This window comes from Streptomyces sp. PT12 (genome assembly GCF_003311645.1).
GTDB lineage: Bacteria > Actinomycetota > Actinomycetes > Streptomycetales > Streptomycetaceae > Streptomyces.
Window position 1 is genome coordinate 173,758 of sequence record NZ_QEST01000235.1, and the last position, 24,467, is coordinate 198,224.

Sequence of the window (24,467 nt, forward strand, 5' to 3'; positions counted from 1 at the left end):
CGCGCCTCCGGCCATGACCCAACGGCAGATACTCCAGGCGATGTCCGGCCTGATGGCGGGCATGTTCGTCGCCATCCTCGCGGGCACGGTGGTGGCCAACGCGCTGCCCCGCATCATCACCGACCTCGGCGCGAGCCAGTCCTCCTACACCTGGGTCGTCACCTCGGAGCTGCTGGCGATGACCGCCACGGTGCCGCTCTGGGGCAAGCTGGCCGACCTCTACAACAAGAAGCTGCTCCTCCAGCTCTCCCTCGGCATGTTCGTGGTGGGCTCCCTGCTGGCTGGCTTCTCGCAGGGCGTCGAGCTGCTGATCTTCAGCCGTGTCGTCCAGGGCATCGGCGCTGGCGGCCTGACCGCCCTCGTCCAGGTCGTCATGGCCGCCGTCATCCCACCCCGCCAACTCGGCAAGTACGCGGGCATCTTCGGCGCCGTCTTCGCTGTGGGAACGGTCGCGGGCCCGCTCGTCGGCGGCGTCATGGTCGACACGTCGTGGCTCGGCTGGCGCTGGTGCTTCTTCATCGGTGTCCCGTTCGCGCTCGCCGCGATCGTGCTGCTCCAACGCACCCTGTCGCTGCCGACGTTGCGCCGCGACGTGAAGATCGACTACCTGGGCGCCTTCCTCATCGTCGCGGGCGTCTCGACGGTCCTCATCTGGATCTCCTTCGCCGGGAACGAGTTCGACTGGCTGTCGTGGCAGACGGCCGCCCTCGCGGGCGGCGGCGCGCTCCTGCTCGTCTTCGCCGTGATCGTGGAGGCCCGCGTCCCCGAGCCGGTCATCCCGCTCGGCATCTTCCGCAACGCCACCGTCTCGCTGACCACTGCCGCCAGCTTCCTTGTCGGCGTCGCGATGTTCGGCGGCACGATCTTCCTGTCGCAGTTCTTCCAGATCTCGCTGGGCAAGTCGCCCACGGTGGCGGGCCTGATGAGCCTGCCGATGATCCTCGGCCTCCTGGTGTCCTCCACCGTCGCGGGCCAGATCATCACCAAGACCGGCTTCTGGAAGCGGCACCTGGTCATCGGTGGCGCCACGATGACGATCGGCCTCGCCCTGCTCGCCACGATCAACGCCGACACCAGCTTCTTCCTGCTCAGCCTCTACATGGCCATCCTCGGCATCGGCGTCGGCCTGTTGATGCAGAACCTCGTCCTTGCCGCGCAGAACGACGTGCCCGCCGCCGACCTGGGCGCGGCCACCTCGGTGCTGTCGTTCTTCCGCAGCATGGGCGGAACGATCGGCACCAGCGTGCTCGGCGCCGTGCTCGCCAACCGGGTGGCCAGCGAGATGGAGGCCAACCTCCCCGGCGGCGGAGGCGAGGGCGGCGACGCCCCCGCGGGCCATGGCGCGGTCCCCGACATCTCGATCCTGCCGGACCCGATCCGCCAGGTCATCGAGAACGCCTACGCTACGGCGACCGCCGAGCTGTTCCTCATCGCCACGCCCTGCGCGGCCGTCGCGTTCCTGGTGGTCCTCTTCATCAAGGAGAAGCCGCTCAAGACGACGAGCGGCGACCAGCGCCTCGCGGAGGAGGCGGCGGCCGCCGCCGCGGACGACGACGAGCCGAAGGACGCGAAGGACGCGAAGGGCGCCGCCCCGGCGATCACCAAGGCGCCGTGACGGGCCAGCCCGGCCCACCGTCGCGGTGGGCCGGGCAGTTGACAGCTGGGTTGACGCCTATGCGGTGGGCAGGGTACCCGTCGTCACGGCGGTGACGAAGCGGTGCCAGGACGCGGTGGAGAAGGAAAGCTCCGCCGCGTTCTTGGTCTTTGAGTCGCGGACGGGGACGACGTGAGGAATGCCGTCAGCAACCTCGACGCAGGCGCCATTGTCCGAGCCGCTGTAGCTGGACTTGCGCCAAGTTGGCGGAGTGCTTGCTGTCATCGCTGTACTCCTCCAGATTGAGGGCTATGCGGTGGGCAGGGTTCCTGCCGTGACGGCGGTGATGAAGCGGTGCCAGGACGCGGTGGAGAAGGAAAGCTCCGCCGTGTTCTTGGTTTTTGAGTCGCGGACGGGGACGACGTGAGGAATGCCGTCAGCAACCTCGACGCAGGCGCCGTTCTCGGAGCCGCTGTAGCTGGACTTGCGCCAGTTCAGCGGAGCGCGGTTAGCCGCCATGGGTGTACTCCTCCAAATAACGTCGCATGAGATCGGCAGACTCATGATCCGGGAGCGCCATTGCGCACGCGATGTCGAAGCGCTGCACAAGGTCGACGATCTGCCGTGGTGATTCTACTACGTCCCCCGAATCGAAGCTCTCGACCAGGGCAGCCCTGCCTCCGTCCTTGAGGGTCAGGAGGGTGAGGCTGCCGCCGAGCATGGGATGGAACCCCTGGTCGAACGGAAGCACCTGGACCGTGACGCGCGAGCGTTCCGAGAAGGCAAGGATATGCTCCAACTGCCGTTTCATGATGCCCTTGTCCCGGGTGGGGCGCCTGAGCGATGCTTCGTCCATGATCGCCCAGTAGTAGGGCGGTTCGTCTCGGTCAAAGATCCCCTGACGGTTCAGCCGGGCATCCACCTTGACGCTCAGTTGGTCCGCCGATGAGGCGGGTAGTCCCGTGCGGAACAGCTCGTGCGCGTATTCCTTGGTCTGAAGCAGCCCAGGAATGACACTGCTCGTGAATACCTGGATCCGGAGAGAGTCACGCTCCTTCCTGACGAAGTGGCGGCTGTACCGCGCGACGAGAACGTCCTGGGCCAGGCCGTGCAGCTCGGCGAGAACTCCATCCGTCTCGAAATAGGTGTCCAGCCGCGCGATCAACCCCGCGGACGCGGGCTGCTTTCCCAACTCCACGCGGCCGAGGTAGCTATGCGAGTACCCCCCGACCTTCTCGGACAACTGCCGCAGGGACAAACCCTTTCCCTCGCGCAGGCTGCGGACCCGACGGCCGAGCCGTGCGTCCGGCGACAGTTCGGCGTCTTCGCTGGTCAACTCCACTGTGCACGCCCCCTCTAGACGTCTACTCACTGGACACCCGACCCAACTGGTGACACCCATGGCGTGCACCCTGCCTGGTCGGAAGGCCATGCTGTACCCGAGCCACACGGACAGCACCTTCACCGTAACGGTATGTGTCCTCTGTGCGCGCTCCCGGCCGCCCGAAGCCACGGGCGATGCCCGATCGAGGCGAACAGCGTGAGGTGAACACCCCCATGAACACGCAGGACCCGGTGCCGCCACCCGACAGCGGAACGGGGGAGGGCGAGTTGCCGCCGCCCCCCACGTCGTCGGAAGAACTGGCCGCGCGCTGGGCGGAGTTGAACAAGCAGATCGACGCGCACCTTGAGGAGCTGAGGCGGAAGTGACGGGGCAGATCCAGCGGATCGAGGTGGACGGTGCGTCCATACGGCGAGGTGATGTTCTGACGATCGGCGAACGCCCGTTCGTGGTGTTGGATCACGCGTCCTTGGGCGACGGCGAGTTCGGGATCACGTTCGTGACGGGGGAGTCGCTTTCCGTCCGGAAGTCCACGGCGATGACCGCGCTGCGCACGGACGTCCCCGGAATGCGCTCGCGCACGTTCTGGGTGAGCCGACTCCCGGCCCACGCCCACGCGGTGCCCACCAAGGGCGAGATCGTGGCCCAGGTCGTCGTCGGCTGCGCGCTCGTGGTCGCGATCGGTCTGGCGGTGGTGGCGCGATGAGCCGGAGCGGGATGGTGGCGATCGAGGTGACCGCCGCCACGGTCAAGCGGGGTGATCAACTCACCATTGGCGGCTCGGCGTTCACGGTGTGCGACATGTCGGCCCTGGCGAGCGGCGGCAAGCTGCTGCACTTCACCAGCGGCGAGACGTTCCACATGGGCTGCTTCACGGTCCTGTGGGCCAGCCGCCACATATCCCAACTCCCGGGGTTCATCGCGCCGCGCGCCAGGCGTTACGAGGGAACGCGGCGTTGAGACAAGAGGCCCGCGGGGTCGGTCAGGGGTGGCGCAGCCGGTTGAGGAGACCGCGGGCCCCTGCGGCGGGCTTGATCGCGTCCAGCCGGGCGAAGCGAATCCATAGAAAGGAACAGCACGATGCCTGAGATCACGAGTGGCTGGGACAGCTTCGTCGACCTGCCGAGAGAGGTGGAACAAGGCCTCATCGAGATCGGAAGGACGCTTCCTGTCTGGAGCATGAAGGGCACCTTCCTGGAGCCTTCCACGGTGGAGCGGTACCGGACCCAACTGGGTTCGGCTCCGCTGTTCGATGAGATCAGGAACCGCCTTCGCTCGACGTTGAACGAAACGACCGGCGGATACGCCGTGGTGCGTCTCCGGGGCATCGCTCAGGCACTGGGAATCGGGGACGAGTTCCTGCGCTTGGCAACGGCGATTCTCGCCGAGGTAGCGATCCCCTTTCAGCCTTTCCAGCGGTGGCCGCTGTGGAAGGAGATCGGGACCAACCTCAACGCCAACCCCGGCATGTCCACCGGCATTGGGTACAACGCGTTTCACATGGACTTGGTCAATGCGACTCAGCCCCCGGATTACACGACGCTGCTGTGCGTCCGGCCTGACCCGATGGGTGCTGGCGCGAGCATCCTCTCTGATGCTCGCGCGGCCGTATCGCGCTTGTCGCCCTCAAGCCGCACCCTCCTGGCCGACGCTGCGTACAGCTACGGATCGTTCTTTGATCTGTCGGACGCTGGCGATGAGTACAAGCCGTTCCCCATTCTGGACGGCGAGCCCGCGAATCTCGGATTCGTTCGGTTCACCGCCAAGATGCTCGCGGAATCCGGACTTGATGAGGCACACGCCCAGGCGGCCAGGGAACTCGCGGACCAGCTGGTCGCCGGGCAGATCTCCTTTACGCTCCAGCGCGGTGACGTCCTCATCGTGAACCAGCACCGCTGGGTGCACGGCCGTGAACCGCTCGGCGACGGTCAGCACAACGTTCGGCCCGAGGACCGCCGCTTATTGCTCCAACTGTTCCTGCGCGACACGGGCCCCACGGAACCGATCGCCTCGTAGGTGGCGAATACGAACGGCTGCCGGGCCTCGCTGACAGTCCTAGATCCGCGACTTGCGCAGCGAGTGCCATACCGCTCCGACCAGCGCCCGCGTTGACCGGGGAACCGACAGCCGTTCGTGTTCGCGGTACAGCGACCAGTTGTAGGGGACAAGCGACAACTTGTTTGACGAAAGCGATCCCGCGCGACCGGCCCTGTATACCGCCAGCGGCTCGGGAAGGCCCCGGGCGTCAATGCCGTCACGCATGATGGACAGCCACAGAGCGTAGTCCTGTCGCTTAGGCATCTCCGGCATCAACCTCGTGCCGAGGACGGTCCGGTCATACATGGCAGTGAGCGCGCCGATATGGTCCTGAACCAGCATGGCGCGATAGTCCACCTGTTCTCGCGCTCGGACCACACGCCCATTCGGCACAAAATCGGTGCTCTCGCCATCGTAGTCGGCGTCCACCTTGTAGTAGGAGGTGAACGTCAGAGGTGTATGAGCCGTCGCGGCGAATTCAATTTGCCGCTCAATCTTGTCCGGGAGCCACATGTCGTCACTGTCGAGAAAGGCGATGTAATCCCCCCGAGCCCGTGTGATAGCGAGGTTGCGTGCCCGCCCCGCACCGCCCCGTTCGGGTGCCGAGTCCGGCAGGACACGTTTGTCGTCCCGGGCGAAGTCCATGAGTAGGTCCATGGAGCCATCGGAGGACTTGTCGTCCGTGACCAGAAGCTCCAGATCGCTGTGGGTCTGTGTGAGTACCGACCGAATCGAGGTACCGAGCGTGGCCGCCGAGTTGTATACGGGCATCACGACAGACACCAGGGGCACAGTGCTTCTCCTTGCTAGGCCAAAGACGACGGCCTATTCAATCACTGGAATCGTAGGAGCTGTCATGCACGTTGTAGTCGCTGGGCAGGGCTACGTGGGGCTGCCGTTGGCCGTGCGCGCCGCAGAGGTGGGCCACCGCGTCGTGGCCTACGACGTGGACCCGCTTCGCGTTCAGCAGATCGCCGCTGGCCAGTCGTATGTGGAGGATGTGGCGTCCGCGCGGCTCCGTGCAGTGCTGGACTCCGGGGCCTACTCCGTGACCGCCGACGCCACCGAGCTGGCCGGGTTCGACATGGCGATCATCACCGTACCGACGCCTCTGCTGGACGGTGTGCCCGATCTGACCTATGTCGAGTCCTGTGCCCACACCTTGGGCGCGCACCTGCGCCCCGACACGACCGTGGTGCTGGAGTCCACGACCTACCCCGGTACCACCGAGGAGCTGGTGTTACCGATCCTGGAGAAGTCGTCCGGCCTGATCGGTGGCACGGACTTTCACGCCGGTTACAGCCCCGAGCGCATCGATCCGGGAAACAGGGCGTGGCCGTTCGACAAGACGCCCAAGGTGGTATCCGGCATCGATGCCGCATCGCTCGACGTGGTGAAGGACTTCTACGACGGCTTGGTAGAGACCACGGTTCCGGTCTCCGGGACGAGAGTGGCCGAGCTGACGAAGCTGATCGAGAATACCTTCCGGCACGTCAACATCGCGCTGGTCAACGAGATAGCCATGCTCGCCAAGCCGCTCGGCGTGAACGTCTGGGACGCGATCGACGCAGCCGCGTCCAAGCCCTTCGGCTACATGCGGTTCACTCCCGGCCCGGGTGTCGGCGGACACTGCCTGCCCATCGACCCGTCCTTTCTGTCCTGGAAGGTCGAACGCGCGGTCGGCGTCTCGTTCCGGTTCGTGGACCTCGCCAACGACGTGAACAAGCACATGCCCGACTACGTGGTCCGGCGGCTCATGGAGGCTTTCAACAGGCGTCGCATGGCCGTCAGCGGATCTCGTGTCCTGCTGCTCGGCCTGGCCTACAAGGCCAACACCTCCGACGCCCGCGAGTCGCCGTCGGCGCGTGTCGCTGAACTGCTGCTCGACTTCGGCGCTGAAGTGCGCGGCGCAGACCCGCATGTCGTCGATGACATCCGCATCGACCAACGCCTCATCCGAGTAGAAGCGACTGCGGAGGAGATCGCGGCCTCCGACGCCGTTGTCCTGCTCACGGATCACGCGGAGTTCGACTACGAGACGATCCTTGAGCGCGCGCCGTATGTGCTCGACTGCCGAAACCGGTTGTCCGGCGCGAACGTCGATGTGTTGTAGGCACCGGCCCTGACGTGCCGATCCTTGCTGGGCCCGGCTCGGCCCGGCTCGGCCCAGCTCGGTTCGGTGCTCCGGGCTCAACGGGCCGGTGACCGCGTTGCGCCGCCCGGTGATGGTGGTGCTTCGCGGGCACGACAACTATGTTGACGACGTGGCCTGGTCACCGGACGAAGCGCGTGTCGCGACGGCCTCGGGCGACTGGACGGGCGCCGTGTGGGACGTCGCAACCGGTCGCCGCATCGACGTACTCAAGGGGCATGAGGGACGCATCCGCGCGGTCGCCTGGTCACCGGACGGGCGATTCATCGCCACGGGATCCGATGACCGAACGGTGCGTGTCTGGGCGGCCAGTACCGGCGAAGAGGCCGCTGTCGTCGGTGTGCATCAGGACAAGGTGACCTCGGTCGCCTGGTCCCACGACGGTACTCGACTCCTCACCGCCTCCTTCGACGGCACCGCCCGGATCTGGCTCGCGGAGCCCGACTTCGAACGCCTCGAAGCTCTCGCGCGTGGGCGGGTCTCTCGCGTTCTGAGCGAAGACGAGCGGCGGCATCACATGTTGCCGCTGGGGCCGTGATCACATCTGCGATTCCACCGTGCGGTCGTCCGTGTGGACCAAGTACTCGTCCGGTTCGAGGTCCATGGCTTCTCGTTCGGGCGAGGCCCAGTAGAGCGCGTTGCGCTCCTCGAACGTCTCGGGGCCGTCGTAGGAGATGAGCCACACGAACTGGTTCCGCTGGCGGTCCACCCAGGCGCCGTCGATGGTGAAGCCCAACGCCAGCCGCAGCGGCACGATCTCCCCGCGCCACCGCTCCACCCACTCGTCGAGCATGCCTTCCCGAACGGTGTAGGTGCGCAGCTGTGTGGTCCTGGGCATGCGAGTCCTTCCTGGCTCATGACTCTCGGAACGAGCCTACGCGCGGGGGTGTGGTGGCGGTAGAAGCCAAGGACGACCCCTTTTGGCCGTGCGACCTGAGGCCACGTGTCGGGCTCCGGGCCAGCGGCTCGGCCGCCCGGGCACCGTGCACGCTTCGCCCGGCGCATCGAGCACCGTGCACGCTGCCGCGACCGCGCCGGTCGAGCAGATCAGGGCCCTGCGACTGCCCCGTGCCGCACACCGCACACCGCAACCGGCCGCCCGCCCGCCGACAGCTCCCGCGCGAGCGAGGCGGCTCGGGGCCGGTCGCGGTGTGCCGCCGTGGGGCGGCGGAGCCGGGCCGTGTTCACCAGCCGAGAGGCTTGGCGTCGTGGAAGAAGCCGCCCCGCGGGCCGTCGTCGGGCAGGGTCGCGGCCCAGACGACGCCCGGCGCGCTCTCCTCGACCGGGCGCGCGCCAAAGGCTTCGGCGCCCGGCACCGTCGCCGTCACACCGGGGCAGACCGCGTTCACGATCACGGGAGTGTCGGACAGCTCGGCCGCGAGGGCGGCGGTGAACGCGTTCAGCGCCGCCTTGCCGATCGCGTGGCTCGCCGCCGCGCCGCCGAACACGGGAAAGCCGTACTGTTCGTCGGTGTGCGATCCCGCGCCCGAGCTGACGTTGACGATCCTGGGGTGGCTCGACCGGCGCAGCAGGGGCAGGAACGCCTGTGTCATCCGCCACGTTCCGAAGAGCGTCACACGCAGAGCGTCCGTGGCCGCCGCGAGGTCCGCCCGCGACGGCGTCTCGTCCCTGTCGGGGTGAGCGGCCGCGTTGTTGATCAGGATGTCGAGGTGTCCCCAACGGGCGGCGAACACCCGTGCCGCGGTGTCGACCGACGCCTGGTCGGCGATGTCCACTCCCACGGGCATGGCCTCGGCTCCGTCGATGCGTTCGGCCGCGGCCGCCGCGTCGGCGGGGTCTCGCGCGGTGACGACCACGCGCGTTCCGAGCCTGGCCAGCTGCCGGGCGACCTCCTCGCCGATTCCGCGTGCGGCGGCGGTGATCAGGGCGGTTGCCACGAGGGGACCGGTCGCGTCGTGGGGGCGGTCGTCCGCGGGGTTGTCCGCGGGGTTGTCCGCGGGGTTGTCCACGGGGTTGTCCACGGGGGTGTTCAAGGGGGTGGTGTCGTTCGGCACTGCGTTGTTCCTCTCGTCCCGCGGGCGCGTCGTGCCGCTCACCTGGTCTCGACGCGCCCGAGCGGGGTGGGTGCGGACGTGAGGGCCTTGCTCGCGAAGTCCCAGGCGTGCTCGTCCAGGCCCAGCTCCGTGCGCAGGAACGCCCATGTGAGCCATAGGGCGGCGTCGGCCAACTCGGGGTTCTCGTCCGTCGCTTCGGCGGCGTCGTAGCCGGACACGCCTCCGAGGGCGTGGCCCGCGCCGAAGAGCTGAAGCAGCGCCTTGCGGCCGGGTGAGAGCGCGTAGGGGTCCGTGTACCACTCGGGCCCGCGAACGTTCAGGTGGCGCGAGACGTCTTCGGCGCCCGCGATGACGAGCGTGGGCGTCCTCATGAGCGAGAAGTCGGTGTCCAGGAAGACCGGATAGTGCTCCTTGGCGTACTCGCTCAGTGAGTCGCCACCACGCCCGGGCGCGGACATCAGGACGCCCGCCGTGACGCGTGGCTCGGTGAGGTCGAGCGGCGATCCGTCCGTCGGGTCGACGCCGCGGGTGCCGAGCAGCAGGCTCGCCGTGTATCCGCCCATCGAGTGCCCGACGACCGCGATCCTGGTCCGGTCGACGCGTCCTCGCAGCGAGGGCAGCGCCTCCTCGACATCGTCGAGGTGGTCGAGGACGAACGACATGTCCGTGGCGCGCGAGCGCCAGTACAGCGGCGCCTCGGGATCGTCGGCTTCGCGCAGGCCGAGCGCTGCCGAGTCCAGGTGCGTGGGCTGGAGCACCACGAAGCCACGCGCGGCAAGGAAGTCCCTCAGCGGCCCGTAGCCGTGCAGCGAGGACAGGAAGTTCGACGGTCCGTGCCCGTGCGACAGCAGGACGATGGGGAGGTCCCCGCCGGACATCGGGGCCGAGACCCGGAGCTGAAGATCGACGGCGCGGCCCGGGGTCGGCAGCGTCACCGGCGCGAGGGAGAGCACCGGTGACGCGGGGACGGGGGCGCTGGTGTAGCTGGTGTAGCCGGTGTGGGGCATGACGGTGCTCCCTCTCGTGAACGGATTCGGTCGACGCCGTCGGCACAGCGAGGCCGACGCACGGCCCCGCTTAGCGGATCAACGTTCCATCTAAGACGATACGGAACCGTGTTCCGGAATGTCAACGACCCTGGGTGCGGCCCTAAGCGGCGGTGACCTGGGCGTTCCGGCCGACTACACTCGTACCGGATCGGTGCTCCGCCTCTCAGGGACTATCCGGATGACAGAACAGGACCCGGCGACGCCCCCGCGTCGCGCTCGGCGCGTCGACGCCCGACGGAACGAGCGAAGGCTCCTCGACGCGGCGGCCACCGTCTTCGCGACGTCGGGCGTCGACGCGCCGATCCGCGCGATCGCGGCGGAGGCGGGCGTCGGGCTGGGGACCATCTACCGGCACTTCCCGACGCGCACCGATCTGGTCGTCGCGGTGTACGGGCACCAGGTGGAGACGTGTGTGGACGCCGGTCAGCGGCTGCTCGCCGAGACGGCTTCGCCCTTTGACGCGCTCCTCGAGTGGGTGGACCGGTTCGTCGACTTCGTCATCACCAAGCACGGCCTCGCCGACGCGCTGGGCTCGGACGACGCCGGATTCCAGCGCCTGCACGCCTACTTCCTCGACAGGCTCGTCCCCGTGTGCGCGGACCTGCTGGCCGCCGCGGAGCGCTCCGGCCAGATCACGCCCGGGGTGGACGCCTACGAGCTGATGCGCGGCATCGGGAATCTCTGCGTCGGGCACGAGGCGGACGCCCGGTACAACCCCCGCCACATGATCGGGCTTCTCGTTCGTGGTCTGCGCGTATCGGGGTGACGGGCTCCCCGGCTCCCACGTCCGCCAACCCGTGAACGCCCCGCCCCAGGCCGGTCCACAGCCGCCGCCGAGCAGCCCGAGCGCCGCGAGTACGAAGAGGGTCAGGCCCACCCGCCCGTACGGGGCGTCCCACAGGAGCAGCGGGGAGACGGACAGCCATCACCCGAGGGTGGAGAGCACACCCCGGACGTTAGCCCCCCGCCCCCGGGAGGGCTCCCGAGGCCAGCGCGGCGACCTCCTCGCGGACCGCCTCGGCCAGCGGCGCCGCACGCTCGCGGTGCGCCCCGTCGCTCGTGAACGCCACGGTGCAGGCGTCGGCGTAGCGCGTCAGCACCGCGACAAAGCCCATCCGGGGCGGCAGGCACGTCGCGACGAACGCCTCGCGCAGCCGCCGCCCCGCCACCGCCAACGGGGCGTCGTTGAGGCGGATGTTGGAGCACAGCACGTTCCACAGGGCGGGCGAGCCCAGCAGACGACCGGTCAGCGCCCCCGCCGCGCCGGGCGCCGGAACGGCAAGCACGTCGATCAGCCGCGTCAACCCCCCTGGCCCGTAACGGCGTTTGGCGCGCGCCATCGCGCCGTGCACCGCCCGCAGGCGGGCCACCGGATCGGCCGACGCCACCGGCAGGGCGAGCCGCGCGCCGCCGATCACCGTGCCGATCTCGTCGTGGCGCTCGGGCCCGCGCAGGTTCACGGGGACCATCGCCCGCACCCCCGCTCCCGTCCCCTCGGTCACCACCCGGCGCACGGCGCCAGCGACGGCCGCGAGGAACACGTCGTTGACCGTGGCCCTCGCCCCCGGCAGCGCCGCGCGCGCCGCCTCGAACTCCGCCATGGGCACCCCCGCCCACGCCACCGAACGGGCCTGGTCCACACGGCCGTTGAAACCCAGCGCCCGCCCCGGTGGGAACGCCGCACCCACCGAGCCGAGCGCCGCCCGCGCCCGCGCCCACCGCCCCGGTGGCAGCGGCGGAGCGCCGGGCGGGGGAGCGGGCGCCTCGGGGGTGTCGCTCAGCGCGCGCAGCAGCGTGCCGACCGACGCCCCGTCGAGCAGGGCGTGATGGGCGCGCAACACCAGTGTGAACCCGCTGTCACCCGGGAGCAGATCGAGCCCCCACAGCGGCCCGCCAGGCGGCAGCGGCTCTTCGAGCAGCGCGCCCACATGCGCGGCAAGACCCCCGGGCGCCGCCGCCACGACGCGCGGGCGCGCGGCAGCGGCGGCGGGGGCGGGCGCGGGGGCGGGCGCGTTCCACGCATAGGGGCGCCGGGGGCGGCCATCGGCGCGCGGCGCGATCACGCGGTGCAGCGCGGCCAGCGGCGACCAACGCTCGTCCACCCGCGCGCCCAACTCGGCGACATCGGGGCACGGCCCGTCGAAGGACAGCGCGGCGGCGATCGTCGCGGGCACCCCCGCCCGGTCCTCGAAGGCGACCATCGACCCCTCGGCTGGCGTCATCACGGCGCGCGGGGCGCGCCGGGCGCGCGCAGCGGGGGCGTTCACCAGGCTCTTCCCTACCACCCCGGGTCCCTACCACCCACGGGACGCCGCCATGCCCCGCACATGCCCTGGCGCCCACGGTGGGGAGCCGGTAGCGTCCCGCACGCCGCCCGCTACTCAACTCCACCCTCGGCCACGCCGGTTGACAGATGGCATCGCCTTCACCGCGCCGCGGGCCGAGGACCCCCACATCTTCTGGAGCTGACATGCAACGACGCCCATGGACCGGCCGCCTCCTGCTGGCCGTCTCGCTCACCGCGATCGCCCCGCTGGCCGCGCCCGCCCTGACCGCGGGCGCCGCGTCCGCCCCCGAGGCGGCCAACTCGCCTTCGGCTCCGACGGCTTCCTCTACTGGAGCATCGGCGACGGCAACGGCGACCCCGAGGCCGACGGCAGCTACAGCGACGCGGTCATCGGCGAGATGCCCACCCAGGTCACGGCGTTCGGCGCCGCGGCCGACGGCGAGTCGTATGTCGTCAACGACCTGCCGGGCCAGCTGTTCCGGGTCGGTTTCGGACAGGCCGCCACCGAGTGACCCACCCGTTCACCGTCGCGCCGGGCCCCGTGCCCGGCGCGACGCCTGTTTCCGCGCCTGCCCCACAGCCGCCCAACAGCGCCCGAAACAGGGCCGCCTGCCCGCCGGAAAACCGACCCACGCGCGACGCGGGCGACAGTTCATCGGCTATACATCTCGTGGTTGCATACGGCCGGTGGCCGTGGGGCACAGTCGGCCCTTTCCAGGGAAGGTGGAGCACCGAGGATGACGAAGACCCTGTCCGGGCTGTTCGGGGCGAGACGCAGAAGCGCCGGACGGCAGGAGGAGTTGCTTGCCGCGGCCGTCCGCGCCGCCGCCGACTACCTCGCCGGGCTCGACGGCAGGCCCGAGGCACGGCGGGTGCGGCTCGCCGCCGCCATCGGCACCCTGACCACCGCGAGGCCCGCGTCATCGGCCGAGACGTTCGACGCCCTGCTCGCCGCCGGGAACCGAGCCTTCGAAGCGGGCGAACCAGGCGGCGGCGCCGCCGAGTTGGGCCTCGCCCTCACCCTCGCCGACACCGCGGTCGAGCTGCGGGGCCGCTCCAAGGGCGCCTGGCGGCTGCGCGGCCTCGTCCTGGAAGCCCTCGGCCGCCACGGCGATGCCATCGAGGCGTACGACCGCCACCTCGACCTGCGGCAGTCCTACACCGAGAGCCAGGACATCGTGCTGCGCCGGGACATCCTCGACGAGACCCGCTCGTGCCTCGACGAGGCCGCCCGCCTCTTCCCCGGCGCCCCCACGGCCCTGGCCACCCCCGAGGGACACACGCCCGCCGAGCTGCGCACCGCGTTCGCCGACCAGGTCAAGGCCCGCCTCGCCCACCTCGACGCGCACGGCGCCACCCGCGCGCCCGACCCCGCCACCCGGCGGCTCATCCAGCTCTACGCCACCTACCGCCGCCTCACCGCCGAGGGCCGCGTGCCCGACCCGCTCGTGGGCGACGCGGCGCCGCTCGGCGCCGGTCCCTTCCGGAACATGATCGCCGGAAAGGCCGTGTGCCTCGTCGCGTCCGCCGACGCGCTCGGGGCGCTCGGGCCGGGGGCCGGGGCGGGCCTCGGCGCGGAGATCGACGCGTACGACGTCGTCATCCGCTGCGACTCCTACCGCGTCGACGCCCCCACCACCGGCGAGCGCACCGACGTGCACGCCGTCACCCTGCGCGGGCCCACCCCGTGGGAGGGACCCCGCTGGACCCGCGAGGTCCCCACCCGGCTCGTCTTCGGAGACCCCGCCGACGCGTGGCGCCGCTCGCTGCGCAAGCGCCTCGCCCCCGGCGCCCAGCGCCACATCGGCGACGCCTCGCTGCGCCGCCCCCTCCACGACCCCGCCCTGGTCGGCGACGGCGACTGGCCTCGCGGCGGCAGCACCGCGTTCACCGTGCTGCGCCTGCTCGACTTCCTCGACGTCAACCCCCGCATCGACCTGATCGGCCTCGTGGGAACGGGCCAGCTGCGCCCCGAGGAGAACGAGTGGGTCACCGCCCACGCGCGGAAGAACGCCAGCACCGAGACGAGGACCGCCCTGCGATGACCCGTGCCGTTGACGACCGACGCGCGGTGACCGGCAAGCGCCGCATCGCGTTCGCCGCCTACGCCGACGAGGGGCGGCTGCCCGGGCTGCTGGTGCTGCTGCGCAGCCTGGCCCTGACCAACCCCGCGGTGTGCGAGGACTTCCTGGTCCTCCACCCCGGGCTGCCCGACGAGGCGTTCGACCCGGCCCGCCGCCTCCACCCGCGCCTGATCCCGCGCCGCGCCGCGGGCCGCCTCGACGTCCTGCGCGTCACCGACTACGACACGGTGATCGCCCTTGACACCGGCATGGTCGTGCTCGGCGACCTGGGCGAGCTGCTGCGCATGCGCGACGGCGTGGGCGCCGTTCCCCAGCTGCTCCCCGAGGACCCGGCCGACGACCGGCGGGTCCTGCTCGACGACGGGCTGCTGGTCATCCAGACCGCCGCCCTCGACGAAGGGCTGCTCGGCCGCCTCGACGGCGGCGCGCTCGGCGGCGGCTCCCTCGACAGCGCGCTCAAGGGCGTGCTCGAACGCGTCGACGCCCGCCACGACTTCCTCGCCCACCGCCTCTTCGACGACGCGCCCGTTCCCGAAGGCGTCGCCATCCTGCGGTTCACCGGGCAGGAGGGGCGCCCAGGCTACGGCCCCGCCGACGAGGCCAGGCGCCCCTACGAGCTCGACGACGACGCCTTCCGCGCCGCCTACTGCGCGCTGCCAGGGGCCAAGCACCCCGACCTGCTGCTGCACTGCGCGGTGCCGCTGCTCGAACGCCAGCCCCGCGTCGACCTGGCCCGCGCCGTGGCCGAGGTCCACCGCCAGCAGGGCCGCTACGACGAGGCCGTCGCCGTGCTCGCGCCCGTCGCGGGCCGCGACGTGGACCGCCCGCGCTGCCACCAGACGCTCGGCGCCTCGTTGATGGCCCTCTCGCGCTACGAGGAGGCCGAGCGGCACATGCTGCTCGCCACCGCCGCGCCCGACATCGCCGCCCGGAACTTCGGCCAGCTGGCCCGCCTGGCGTGGCTGCGCGGCGACGAGCACGCCGCCCACGACTACGCGCGCCAGGGCCTCGACGCCGACCCCACCGACGGCACGTGCCGCGCCTGGCACGAGCGGACCCTGCCCGCCGCGCTGCGCCGCGACGAGGCCGAAGCGGCCGCGGCGCCCGCCGCCGAACAGTACGCGCACGTCGCCCTGTTCGCCGACGGCAACGAGAACGCGGGCGACAAGGTCCTCCCCGAGGCCGTGCGCATGTGCCTCGACACCGACACGGGCCCGCGCCGCTGGCTGTCGGTCCACGTCCACCGGCTGTTCGACGAGCGGGCGCTCGAACGCGTCAACGCCCGCCGCGGCCTGGTCATCGGCGGCGGCGGCCTCTTCCTGCCCGACACCGCGCCCAACGGCAACAGCACGTGGCAGTGGAACGTCGCCGACGCCACGCTGGAGCGGATCACCGTGCCCATCGCGGTGTTCGCGGTCGGCTACAACATCTTCGACGGCCAGGTCTACCGCCGCGAGCGGTTCGCCGAGTCGCTGCGCGCGCTGGTCCGCTCGTCGGCGTTCTTCGGCCTGCGCAACCGCGGCTCCGTCGAGCGCGTCAGGGAGCTGCTGCCGCCCGAGCTGCGCGACCGCGTGCTCTACCAGCCGTGCCCGACCACCGTCACCCGGCGCCTGACCCCCGGCTGGAGCGACCCGGAGCGGCGCGACGACACGGTGCTCGTCAACTGCGCGTACGACCGCGCCGGGCTGCGCTTCGGCCACGACTACGGGCACTTCCTGGCCGAGATGGCCACGGCGGTGCGGTCGTTGGGCAAGCACGCCGAGGTCAGATACGCCGCGCACATGCCGACCGACGAGAAGTTCGTCAACGACCTGCGCCGCGAGCACGGCCTGACGCTCCCGGTCGAGCCGCTGTACGACGCGACCAACGACGAGCTGCGGGACCTCTACGCCCGCACGCGCCTGGTCATCGGCATGCGCGGCCACGCGGGCATGATCCCGTTCGGCTGCGGAACGCCCATCCTCAGCCTGGTGTCGCACCCGAAGCTGGCGTACTTCCTCTCGGACATCGAACGGCCCGAGTGGGGCGTCTCGGTCCACGAACGCCACCTGGGCACGCGGCTCGCCGAGCGCGCCGAGATGCTGCTCGCCGACCACGACGCGGCGGTGGCGGACGTCCACGACCGCCAGCGGGCCCTGTGGGACGTCACGCAGGAGAACATCGCCGAGCTGCGGAAGATCTTCGGCTAGGTCCCGCCCGGGCGGGGGCGTGCCGTGCTGGACCGCGGACCCGCTCCGTGGCGCGCCCGTCAGTCGCGCACCCACAGGCAGAACGGATGCCCCGCGGGGTCGAGGCACACCCGCACGTCCGGCCGCGGCTGGAACGGCGCGAGCACGGCGCCCACCGCCTCCGCGTGCGCCACGGCGCGCTCCAAGTCGTCGACCTCGAGGTCGAGATGCATCCCGATCTGCGGCCGTCCAGGGCGCGTGGGCCACTGCGGCCGCTCGTAGGCGCCCTCCGTCTGGAACGACAGCCGCCCCGGCCCGCCAGGCTCGGCCAGCTGCGCCCAGTCAGGCTCGTCGGCGATCACGTCCCACCCCAGCAGCCGCTCGTAGAAGCGCGCCAGCGCGCGGGCGTCGGGGGAGTCGAGAACGGTGGAGGGGCGGCCGATGCGGGGCCGTCGCGCGTCGTCGGTCATGGGCCCCGAACGTACTTTGCTGCACTGGCTTCGCGACGGCGAGTGCGGCGACAGCGGCGGCCACGGAGGGTCCGGTGGTGTTTGCCGTCTGCCGCGGTGGCTCATTTCGCGGTGAGTGCGGGTCACCGATGGGCACCTACGAGGGAGGGGTGGCGGCCAGGGGGTGGGAGGCCACGCGCCCCCGCGTGATCGTCTCGAACGCCTCCCGAGCGCCCTGAGGACATCGGCGGATGGGCGCTGCGGCACGCGCCGCGCCGCTGGCGCACGAGTGGCGGATCGCGGGGGCCGTTTTGCCGTTCGCCTGTCTGATGACCGGCGTTCGCGGCGCGTGCGACGGTCGAGGCCGGAGAAAGGGAGAAGGGATGCGTGATCGGGCATGCGGAGGAACAGCGGTCGCCAAGGGGGACGCCGACGCGGGCTGGCGTCGTTGATCGGGCTCGGGCTGTGCCTGGCCGCCACGCTGACCGCCACGGCGCCGCCCGCGCGGGCCAGCGGGGCGGCCGACGCCACCATCGTCGACTCGACGCGCGGCGGCGGGCAGTCGGTCGCGTTCACGTTCGACGACGGGCCGAACCCCGCCGACACCCCGCGCCTCCTCGAGGTGCTGCGGCGGCACGACGTCACGGCCGTGTTCTGCCTGTGGGGCGACCACGTCCGGCAGAACCCCGGGCTGGTCCAGCAGATCGCCGCGGACGGGCACACCCTGTGCAACCACTCGATGTACCACAGCGACATGGGCTCCTGGACGCCCGACCGGATCCGCGCGGACCTCGAGCAGACGAGCGCCGCCATCCGGCAGGCCGTGCCGGGCGCCCAGATCCCCTACTTCCGTGCGCCGAACGGCAGTTGGGGGCAGACCCCGCAGGTGGCCGCCAGCCTTGGCATGCAGCCACTCGGCTGGCGCCTGGCCATCAACGACTGGGAGCCCGCCACCGCCGACCAGTTGGCGCAGCGGCTGCGCAGTGGCGTGACCCCGGGGGCCGTCGTGCTGATGCACGACGGAGGCGGCGACCGGAGCGCGACCGTGACCGCCGTGGACCGGGTGATCCCCGAACTCAAGGCGCAGAGCTGGCGGTTCGACCTGCCCGCCGCGCCTCGCTAGCGCGGTGCGCCGCGGGCGGCCCGGCGACGGCGGCCACCGACCGGCCCGGTGCGGAAAGCCAGCGGGCTCCCGCCGCCTCACCTCACGGATCTCAGCACGGCGATCTCGGGCGCCGGGTCGAAGCCGTGCTCGGCCAGCCAGCGGACCGCGCTCAGGCTTCGCAACGACCACCACGCGCGGATCACTTCGAGGTCGACGTCGGCGCCGTAGCCAGCGACGACGTCGTCAAGGCGCTCCGGGTGCCCGAGCGTCAGGGTGGCGAGGTCGAACAGGGCATCGCCCTGGCCCGCCTCGGACCAGTCGATCACGCCGGTGATCTCGTCACCCTCGACGAACACATGGGTGATCTGAAGGTCGCCGTGCGCGAACACCGGCGTCCACGGCCGGAGCGCGGCCTCGGCGACCCGGCGGTTGCGCCTGACCACGTCGGCGGGGATGACGCCGTTCGCGACGAGCCACGCGCACTCGCCGTCGAGGTGCGACGCGAACTTCTCGAGGCTTCGACCGGGCCATGGCGGCAACGGCGCGTCGTGCAGCCTCCGCACGGCGGCACCCGCCGCGGCCCACGCCGCCGACGACGCGGGCGACGGCTCGGCGAGGCGGCCGAGCGCCGCCCCCGGGAGGGCGGCCAGCGCGAGCACGGGCGGCTTGCGCCACAAGACCTCCGGAGTCGGGATCGGCGCCAGGGCCATCGCCTCAACCTCGACGTCGATACGCGCCTGATCGGCGTCGACCTTCAGAAACACATCTCCGACGCGGAGCGTCGCGCGCTCGTCATGGGCGACGACGACCTTGACCTCTTCCACGTCGACCTCTTCCACGTCGACCTCTTCCACGTCGACCTCGTCCACGTCGGCCATTGTCGCGGGATCGCCACCGATGTCGCGGAGATTTATCGCGCGCGAGGTGACGCCGCTGGCGCCGCCCCCTCCCGCCCCCGAGCCGGGTGTCAGAATCCCGGCATGACCTCCGAGACCGTCACGGCGGACGCCGCCGGAACGTGGACCCTGGGCGACCTCACCGTCCGCCGCATGGGGTTTGGCGCGATGCGCCTGACCTCGCGCGCCGACGGCGGGCCGAGCGACCGGGAGCGGGCGATCGCCGTGCTCCGCCGCGCGGTCGAGCTCGGCGTGAACCACATCGACACCGCCGCGTTCTACTTCTCGCCGCTCCGCTCCGCCAACGAGCTGATCAACACCGCCCTCGCGCCCTACCCCGACGGGCTGGTCATCGCCACCAAGGTCTGGCCCGCGAGGGACACCTCGGGACAGTGGTGGTGGGCCTCGCCCGACCAGCTGCGCGGGCAGGTGGAGGAAAACCTCCGGCAGTTGGGCCGCGACCACCTCGACCTCGTCAACCTCCGCCTCCCGCCGAGCGTCGGCGATGGGCCGGTCTGCGACCACTTCGGCGCGCTGGCCGAGCTGCGCGACGCGGGCCTGATCCGCCACCTCGGCCTCTCCAACGTCGGCGTGGAACAGCTCGCCGAGGCCCGCGCGATCGCCCCGGTCGTGTGCGTGCAGAACGCGTACGGCGTCCACGCGCCCGCCGAGCAGCACGCGGTGCTGCGCGCCTGCGGCGAGCAGGGCGTCGCGTTCGTGCCGTTCTTCGCGATCGCGGGCGCGGGCCGCGAGGCCGGGGCTGGCGCGGAGGAGCACCCGGGCGTGGCCGCCGTCGCGGCCGCGCGGGGCGTAAGCCCCGCGCAGGTGCGGCTGGCGTGGACCCTGCACCAGGGCCCGCACGTCCTGGCCATCCCCGGCACCGGCGACCCCGGCCACCTGGCGGAGAACGTCGCCGCGGGCGCGCTGCGGCTCACCGGCGACGAGCTGGCGCGGATCGCCTCACTGGGGCACGGAACCGGCGCCCCAGGGCGGTGACCGGTCTTAGTATCACGTTCATGGTGAGGACTCCTCTGACCCCGTGGGAGCGGCAACGCGGCGAGCGCTTCGGCGCCTTGCTGCGCCGTGCCAGGGGCGAGCGCAGCATGGTGGAGGTCGCCGCGGCGGCCGGGGTGTCGGCGGAGACGCTGCGGAAGATCGAGACGGGGCGGGCGCCGACGCCCGCGTTCTTCACGGTGGCGGCCCTGGCCGCGGCCCTCGGCGTCTCGCTCGACGAGCTGGCCGCCGCGTGCGCCGACGAGCCAGCGGCGCCGGGCGACGAGGAGCGCGCGCTGACCGCGTAAGGGGGTGGGGCTGCCCCCACCCCCGAGAGGCCCGAGTACCGGATGGCATACGATCCCCCCGACTCCGTAGCGTCACAGGCAACCGATGCGTAAGGGGCGAGGGGACATGGGGATACGGGGAACGACCTGGACTCGGGCGGGACTTGCCGCGGGGGCGCTCGTCCTCACCGCCCTGGTGACCGAGACGGCGTCAGGGGGGACGGGCACGGTCAGCGGCTCCGAGCTGAAGCGCGACGCCGAGGCCGTCCACGCCACGGGCGCGACGGGCGTCATCGCCGCCGCCGAGGACGAGGAGGGCCGCAACGCCAGGGCGCGCGCCGGGGTCGCCGACCTCGACGACGACGCGCCCGTGCCCCACGACGCGTACTACCGCGTGGGCAGCGACACCAAGACGTTCACCGCCGTCGTCGCCCTCCAGCTCGTCGCCGAGGGCAGGCTCGGCCTCGACGACACGGTGGAGCGCTGGCTGCCCGGGCTGGTGCGGGGCAACGGCAACGACGGCGCGCGCATCACCCTCGACAACCTCCTCAGGCAGACCAGCGGCCTGCCCGACTACACCGAGGTCCTCTTCGCCGACCCCGGCGAACTCACCCCCGACGCCTACCTGGAGAGCCGGTTCGCCGAGCGGAGCGACCAGGAGTTGGTGGCCCTCGCCCTGACCGAGCCCCCGCGCTGGCTGCCCGACGCCGACGACCCGGCGGGGGAGACCCGTTGGGGCTACTCCAACACCAACTACCTGCTCGCGGGCCTGATCATCGAGGCGGCCACGGGCAACTCCTGGGAGCGCGAGATCCACGAGCGCGTCATCGAGCCGCTCGGGCTCGACCACACCCTCACGCCCGGCACGTCCGCCTATGTGCCGCACCCCACCGCCGCCGGATACACCCGCTTCCCCGGCCGCGAGGAGCTGACCGAGACGACGCTGGCCGTGGGCGGTGGCCCCGACGGCGGCATCATCAGCACCACCGCCGACATGAACACGTTCCTCAGGGCGCTCATGGACGGCACCCTGCTCGAGCCCGAGCAGCTGGCCGAGATGAAACGCACCGTGCCCGCCGAGGAGTTCGGCGGCCCTGGCACGGGCTACGGGCTCGGCATCGCGTGGGCGCCACGCTGCGGCGGTGACGAGGGGCTGTGGTTCCACGGCGGCACGTCGTTCGGCACGATCTCCGAGGGCGCCGTCACCGACGACGGCTCGGCCGCCGCGTCGGCCGCCGTTTTCACGATGAGCCTTGACGAGCGCCAGACGGAGCAGGACACCGCCACCCGCGCCCTGATCGACCACGCCCTGTGCGAGTGAACGCGCCCGCCCCGCGAACCGGGGACGATCACCATAGGGTCATGGCGCGCCACGCGTCGTGAGCGGAGGGCGGCGTTCACCGCGGACGACCCGATGGACCGGGAGGCGTTCGAGACCCACTGGGCGCGCGTCCGCGGGGACTCAGGTCACCCGAATGCGCCGGGCGGCGTCGCCGACGCCCCTCGGGTCCGCGACAGTGAGGACGTGAGTACTCCCTCGCCCCCGTCCCCGCCCGTGCCAGGCAGCGGCCTTGTCGTGCTCGTGCTCGGCGTGGACGGCGAGGTGCTGGCGACCACGCCGGGCACGGAGACCCTGACGGGGCGTCCGCCGTCCCGGCTGCACGGCCGCCCCCTGGACGAGGTGGTGCGCGCGCCCGCCCCGTGGCAGACGCTCGCCGGGCGCTTCGACCCGCTCACCGCCGAGCTGAGCCGCCCCGACGGGCGCACGATACGGGTGCGGCTCGACGTGCTCGCGGTGCCCGAGGGGAACGGGGCTCGGCACGTGGTGATGATGGCGGCGGAGTCGGCCGCGTGCCGGGAGGACGAGGACGAGGCGGTGGTGCGGTCGCTGTTCTCGCAGGCGAACATCGGCATGGTCATCCACGACGCGGACCTGCGCGTCACGCGCCTGAGCTTGCCGTCCGGCGCGTTCCCCCCGCACGGCGAGCCCATGGTGGAACGCCCGCTGCCGCAGCCGCTCGACGAGCTGATCGTCCCCGAGGACGCGGACGCCATCCTGGAACGCCTGCGCGGCGTGGCGGCCACCGGGGAGCCCCAGGTCAACTACGAGCAGTCGGCCCGCCTGAAGCGGACGCCCGAACGCGAGCGGGTGCTGTCGCTCTCGTCGCTGCCCCTGGACGGCGGCCGGGGGCAACTGATCGGCGTGGCCAGCGTGTTCGCTGATGTGACCGAGCAACACCGCTCCAGGCGGCGGGTCGCGCTGCTGCACTCGGCGGCGCAGCGCATCGGCGTCTCGCTCGATGTGGCCAAGGAGGCCGACGAGTTGGCGCGCGTCCTCGTCCCCGACTTCGCCGACCTGGTGGCCGTCGACTTGTCCGAGGCGGTCCTGGAGGGGGACGAGCCCGGGCAGGTGACGTTCGGCGTGCCGACACGGCGGGTGGCGGGGGCGTCGGCGCGCGGGCGGTGGCCCGACGAGGTGATCCCGGTGGGGGCGTCCTTCCGCGTCGAGCACGCGCGGGGCATCGGCCGCTACGAGAGGCCCGCGACGCTCGAGCCGCGTCGCGAGGACCTGTGGGTGCGGACCACGGGGGGCGCGTCGGCGACCGCGGTGGAGGGGCGTTCGCTGGTGCCGCCCGAGCCGGGGTCGCTCATGGTCGTGTCGCTGCGGGCCAGGGGCCTGGCGCTTGGGGTGGTGGCGCTGTGGCGCTACTCGCGCTCGGGCCCGTTCGAGCGCGAGGACGCGGACACGGCCGAGGAGGTGGGGTCGCGCGCCTCGCTCGGCCTGGACAACGCGCGCCGGTACCTGCGGGAGCGCAGAACGGTGGAGACGCTTCAGCGCAACCTGCTGCCGCAGCCGGTCTTCGACCTCAAGGCGGCGCAGACGTCCGGGAGTTATGTGCCCGCGGGGACGGCGGCCGGGCTCGGCGGCACGTGGTATGACGTCATCCCGCTGTCGTCGGCGCGCGTGGCGTTCGTGGTGGGCGACGTGGCCGGGCACGGCCTCGCGGCGGCGGCCACGATGGGGCGGCTGCGCACCGCCGTGCAGACGCTCGCCGACCTCGACCTGGCGCCCGACGAGCTGCTGACGCGCCTGGACGACCTGGCCATCAGGCTCGCGGACGTGGAGCCGCACGTCGAGGGCAGCGCGGGCGCGGTCGGCGCCACGTGCCTGTACTGCGTGTACGACCCGGTGACCCGCGAGTGCGAGATGGCGGCGGCCGGGCGGCAGCCGCCGATGATCGTGCTCCCCGGCGAGCGGCCCGAGCCCGCGCCGCTCAAGCCGGGCCCCGTGCTCGGCGTCGGCGCGGCCCCGTTCGAGCTGGCGCGGCTGAGCCTGGCGCCGGGGAGCACGCTGGTGATGTTCAACGACGAGCTGGTGGCCGAGCCGACGGGGGAGCCGCGCCATGGCGTCCCCGCGGAGACGTCCGAGCAGCGCATCGAGCGGCTGAGGGACATCCTGGCGGGGCACGGCGCCGATGGCTTGCCCGCGGAGATCGGGCAGGCGGTGCTCGACGCGCTGCAACCGGCCCGCTCCCCGGCGAACGACGTCGTGCTGCTCGTCGCGCGCGTGCAGGCGCTGCCCGACGGCATGGTGGCGTCGTGGACGTACCCCGCGGACCCCGCGGTGGTGGGCGACGCGCGCGTCGCGGTCACGCGGCAGCTGACGGAGTGGGGGCTCGCGGCCAACGCGTTCTCGACGGAGCTGATCGTCAGCGAGCTGGTGACCAACGCGATCCGCTGGGCCGGGGGGCCGGTCGGCCTGCGGCTCATCCGCGACGAGACGCTGATCGTCGAGGTGTCCGACCCCAGCGAGACGCAGCCGCACCTGCGCAGCCCGCGTTCGACGGACGAGGGGGGTCGCGGCCTCTTCCTGGTCGCGCAGCTGGCCCACCGCTGGGGCAGCCGCTACACCCCGAGCGGCAAGACGATCTGGACCGAGCAGCCCTTCGAGGGGGAGTGAGGCGCGCCCCCTTCGGCCTGTTGCACAGCTGTGACAACCGATGGGGCG

26 protein-coding genes are annotated in these 24,467 nt (G+C 71.8%); 16 read left to right on the forward strand and 10 right to left on the reverse strand.

The window, feature by feature from the left end:
* Positions 1 to 13: 13 nt before the first annotated feature.
* Positions 14 to 1,615, forward strand: a complete 1,602-nt coding sequence (locus tag DEH69_RS25085; RefSeq protein ID WP_113689244.1) for an MDR family MFS transporter — start codon at positions 14 to 16, stop codon at positions 1,613 to 1,615.
* Between the two features lie 57 nt (positions 1,616 to 1,672).
* Here DEH69_RS25085 and DEH69_RS25090 read toward each other — a convergent pair whose 3' ends face one another.
* The 3 genes from DEH69_RS25090 to DEH69_RS25100 are packed head-to-tail and all read right to left on the reverse strand — an operon-like array spanning position 1,673 to position 2,936.
* Positions 1,673 to 1,879: a DUF397 domain-containing protein gene (locus DEH69_RS25090; RefSeq protein ID WP_113689245.1), complete on the reverse strand. Its 207-nt coding sequence runs from the start codon at positions 1,877 to 1,879 to the stop codon at positions 1,673 to 1,675.
* 24 nt (positions 1,880 to 1,903) lie between these two features.
* Positions 1,904 to 2,113, reverse strand: coding sequence for a DUF397 domain-containing protein (locus tag DEH69_RS25095; RefSeq protein ID WP_113689246.1), 210 nt, complete (start codon positions 2,111 to 2,113; stop codon positions 1,904 to 1,906).
* Entirely contained in the window at positions 2,103 to 2,936 is an 834-nt protein-coding gene (locus DEH69_RS25100; RefSeq protein WP_113689247.1) for a helix-turn-helix transcriptional regulator, read from the reverse strand. Before DEH69_RS25100 ends, DEH69_RS25095 begins: the two co-directional genes overlap by 11 nt.
* Before the next feature lie 215 nt (positions 2,937 to 3,151).
* On the opposite strand from DEH69_RS25100, the gene DEH69_RS31780 reads away from it, so the two are divergent.
* The 4 genes from DEH69_RS31780 (at position 3,152) to DEH69_RS25115 (ending at position 4,952) form a co-directional block, all read left to right on the forward strand.
* On the forward strand, positions 3,152 to 3,304 hold the full coding sequence (locus DEH69_RS31780) for a hypothetical protein (RefSeq protein ID WP_181727596.1): 153 nt from the start codon (positions 3,152 to 3,154) through the stop codon (positions 3,302 to 3,304).
* Positions 3,301 to 3,642, forward strand: coding sequence for a hypothetical protein (locus DEH69_RS25105; RefSeq protein ID WP_113689248.1), 342 nt, complete (start codon positions 3,301 to 3,303; stop codon positions 3,640 to 3,642). The genes DEH69_RS31780 and DEH69_RS25105 overlap by 4 nt, the downstream gene beginning before the upstream one ends.
* Positions 3,639 to 3,896, forward strand: coding sequence for a hypothetical protein (locus tag DEH69_RS25110; RefSeq protein WP_113689249.1), 258 nt, complete (start codon positions 3,639 to 3,641; stop codon positions 3,894 to 3,896). The genes DEH69_RS25105 and DEH69_RS25110 overlap by 4 nt, the downstream gene beginning before the upstream one ends.
* Positions 3,897 to 4,016: 120 nt before the next feature.
* Entirely contained in the window at positions 4,017 to 4,952 is a 936-nt protein-coding gene (locus DEH69_RS25115; RefSeq protein WP_113689250.1) for a TauD/TfdA family dioxygenase, read from the forward strand.
* A gap of 39 nt (positions 4,953 to 4,991) precedes the next feature.
* Here DEH69_RS25115 and DEH69_RS25120 read toward each other — a convergent pair whose 3' ends face one another.
* Positions 4,992 to 5,765 (reverse strand): glycosyltransferase family 2 protein, encoded by a 774-nt coding sequence (locus DEH69_RS25120; RefSeq protein WP_113689251.1) that lies wholly within the window; start codon positions 5,763 to 5,765, stop codon positions 4,992 to 4,994.
* Between the two features lie 64 nt (positions 5,766 to 5,829).
* Between DEH69_RS25120 and DEH69_RS25125 the strand changes: the two genes are divergently transcribed.
* On the forward strand, positions 5,830 to 7,086 hold the full coding sequence (locus DEH69_RS25125) for a nucleotide sugar dehydrogenase (RefSeq protein WP_113689252.1): 1,257 nt from the start codon (positions 5,830 to 5,832) through the stop codon (positions 7,084 to 7,086).
* Positions 7,087 to 7,174: 88 nt separating this feature from the next.
* Positions 7,175 to 7,663: a WD40 repeat domain-containing protein gene (locus DEH69_RS25130; RefSeq protein WP_258534943.1), complete on the forward strand. Its 489-nt coding sequence runs from the start codon at positions 7,175 to 7,177 to the stop codon at positions 7,661 to 7,663.
* Here the strand turns inward: DEH69_RS25130 and DEH69_RS25135 are convergent, their stop codons facing one another.
* The 3 genes from DEH69_RS25135 to DEH69_RS25145 form a co-directional block, all read right to left on the reverse strand.
* Complete coding sequence (locus DEH69_RS25135; protein WP_113689253.1) at positions 7,664 to 7,963, reverse strand: NIPSNAP family protein; 300 nt, start codon at positions 7,961 to 7,963, stop codon at positions 7,664 to 7,666.
* 346 nt (positions 7,964 to 8,309) lie between these two features.
* The gene (locus DEH69_RS25140) at positions 8,310 to 9,140 is read right to left on the reverse strand and encodes an SDR family NAD(P)-dependent oxidoreductase (RefSeq protein ID WP_258534944.1); all 831 of its coding nucleotides are present in this window, start codon (positions 9,138 to 9,140) and stop codon (positions 8,310 to 8,312) included.
* Positions 9,141 to 9,178: 38 nt separating this feature from the next.
* Positions 9,179 to 10,147, reverse strand: a complete 969-nt coding sequence (locus DEH69_RS25145) for an alpha/beta fold hydrolase (protein ID WP_113689254.1) — start codon at positions 10,145 to 10,147, stop codon at positions 9,179 to 9,181.
* Between the two features lie 220 nt (positions 10,148 to 10,367).
* Between DEH69_RS25145 and DEH69_RS25150 the strand changes: the two genes are divergently transcribed.
* Positions 10,368 to 10,955: a TetR/AcrR family transcriptional regulator gene (locus DEH69_RS25150; RefSeq protein ID WP_113689255.1), complete on the forward strand. Its 588-nt coding sequence runs from the start codon at positions 10,368 to 10,370 to the stop codon at positions 10,953 to 10,955.
* Between the two features lie 190 nt (positions 10,956 to 11,145).
* On the opposite strand, the gene DEH69_RS25155 is transcribed toward DEH69_RS25150, so the two are convergent.
* On the reverse strand, positions 11,146 to 12,456 hold the full coding sequence (locus tag DEH69_RS25155; protein WP_113689256.1) for a WS/DGAT domain-containing protein: 1,311 nt from the start codon (positions 12,454 to 12,456) through the stop codon (positions 11,146 to 11,148).
* 217 nt (positions 12,457 to 12,673) lie between these two features.
* On the opposite strand from DEH69_RS25155, the gene DEH69_RS25160 reads away from it, so the two are divergent.
* The 3 genes from DEH69_RS25160 (at position 12,674) to DEH69_RS25170 (ending at position 16,749) form a co-directional block, all read left to right on the forward strand.
* A complete protein-coding gene (locus DEH69_RS25160) occupies positions 12,674 to 12,988 on the forward strand; it encodes a hypothetical protein (protein WP_113689257.1) in 315 nt (104 codons plus the stop codon).
* A gap of 225 nt (positions 12,989 to 13,213) precedes the next feature.
* Positions 13,214 to 14,521: a tetratricopeptide repeat protein gene (locus DEH69_RS25165; RefSeq protein ID WP_113689258.1), complete on the forward strand. Its 1,308-nt coding sequence runs from the start codon at positions 13,214 to 13,216 to the stop codon at positions 14,519 to 14,521.
* The gene (locus DEH69_RS25170) at positions 14,518 to 16,749 is read left to right on the forward strand and encodes a polysaccharide pyruvyl transferase family protein (RefSeq protein WP_113689259.1); all 2,232 of its coding nucleotides are present in this window, start codon (positions 14,518 to 14,520) and stop codon (positions 16,747 to 16,749) included. Before DEH69_RS25165 ends, DEH69_RS25170 begins: the two co-directional genes overlap by 4 nt.
* Before the next feature lie 59 nt (positions 16,750 to 16,808).
* On the opposite strand, the gene DEH69_RS25175 is transcribed toward DEH69_RS25170, so the two are convergent.
* On the reverse strand, positions 16,809 to 17,198 hold the full coding sequence (locus DEH69_RS25175; RefSeq protein WP_113689260.1) for a VOC family protein: 390 nt from the start codon (positions 17,196 to 17,198) through the stop codon (positions 16,809 to 16,811).
* A 376-nt stretch (positions 17,199 to 17,574) separates the two neighbouring features.
* Here DEH69_RS25175 and DEH69_RS25180 point away from each other — a divergent pair, with 376 nt between their 5' ends.
* Entirely contained in the window at positions 17,575 to 18,300 is a 726-nt protein-coding gene (locus DEH69_RS25180; protein WP_113689261.1) for a polysaccharide deacetylase family protein, read from the forward strand.
* A 77-nt stretch (positions 18,301 to 18,377) separates the two neighbouring features.
* Here DEH69_RS25180 and DEH69_RS25185 read toward each other — a convergent pair whose 3' ends face one another.
* Positions 18,378 to 19,106, reverse strand: a complete 729-nt coding sequence (locus DEH69_RS25185; protein WP_113689340.1) for a phosphotransferase family protein — start codon at positions 19,104 to 19,106, stop codon at positions 18,378 to 18,380.
* Between the two features lie 156 nt (positions 19,107 to 19,262).
* Between DEH69_RS25185 and DEH69_RS25190 the strand changes: the two genes are divergently transcribed.
* From DEH69_RS25190 to DEH69_RS25205, 4 genes are all read left to right on the forward strand, one after another.
* On the forward strand, positions 19,263 to 20,174 hold the full coding sequence (locus tag DEH69_RS25190) for an aldo/keto reductase (protein WP_113689262.1): 912 nt from the start codon (positions 19,263 to 19,265) through the stop codon (positions 20,172 to 20,174).
* A gap of 20 nt (positions 20,175 to 20,194) precedes the next feature.
* Positions 20,195 to 20,479, forward strand: a complete 285-nt coding sequence (locus tag DEH69_RS25195; RefSeq protein ID WP_113689263.1) for a helix-turn-helix domain-containing protein — start codon at positions 20,195 to 20,197, stop codon at positions 20,477 to 20,479.
* A gap of 106 nt (positions 20,480 to 20,585) precedes the next feature.
* Complete coding sequence (locus DEH69_RS25200) at positions 20,586 to 21,779, forward strand: serine hydrolase (RefSeq protein WP_113689264.1); 1,194 nt, start codon at positions 20,586 to 20,588, stop codon at positions 21,777 to 21,779.
* Positions 21,780 to 21,983: 204 nt separating this feature from the next.
* A complete protein-coding gene (locus DEH69_RS25205) occupies positions 21,984 to 24,419 on the forward strand; it encodes a SpoIIE family protein phosphatase (protein WP_147255835.1) in 2,436 nt (811 codons plus the stop codon).
* The last annotated feature ends 48 nt before the right edge of the window (positions 24,420 to 24,467 follow it).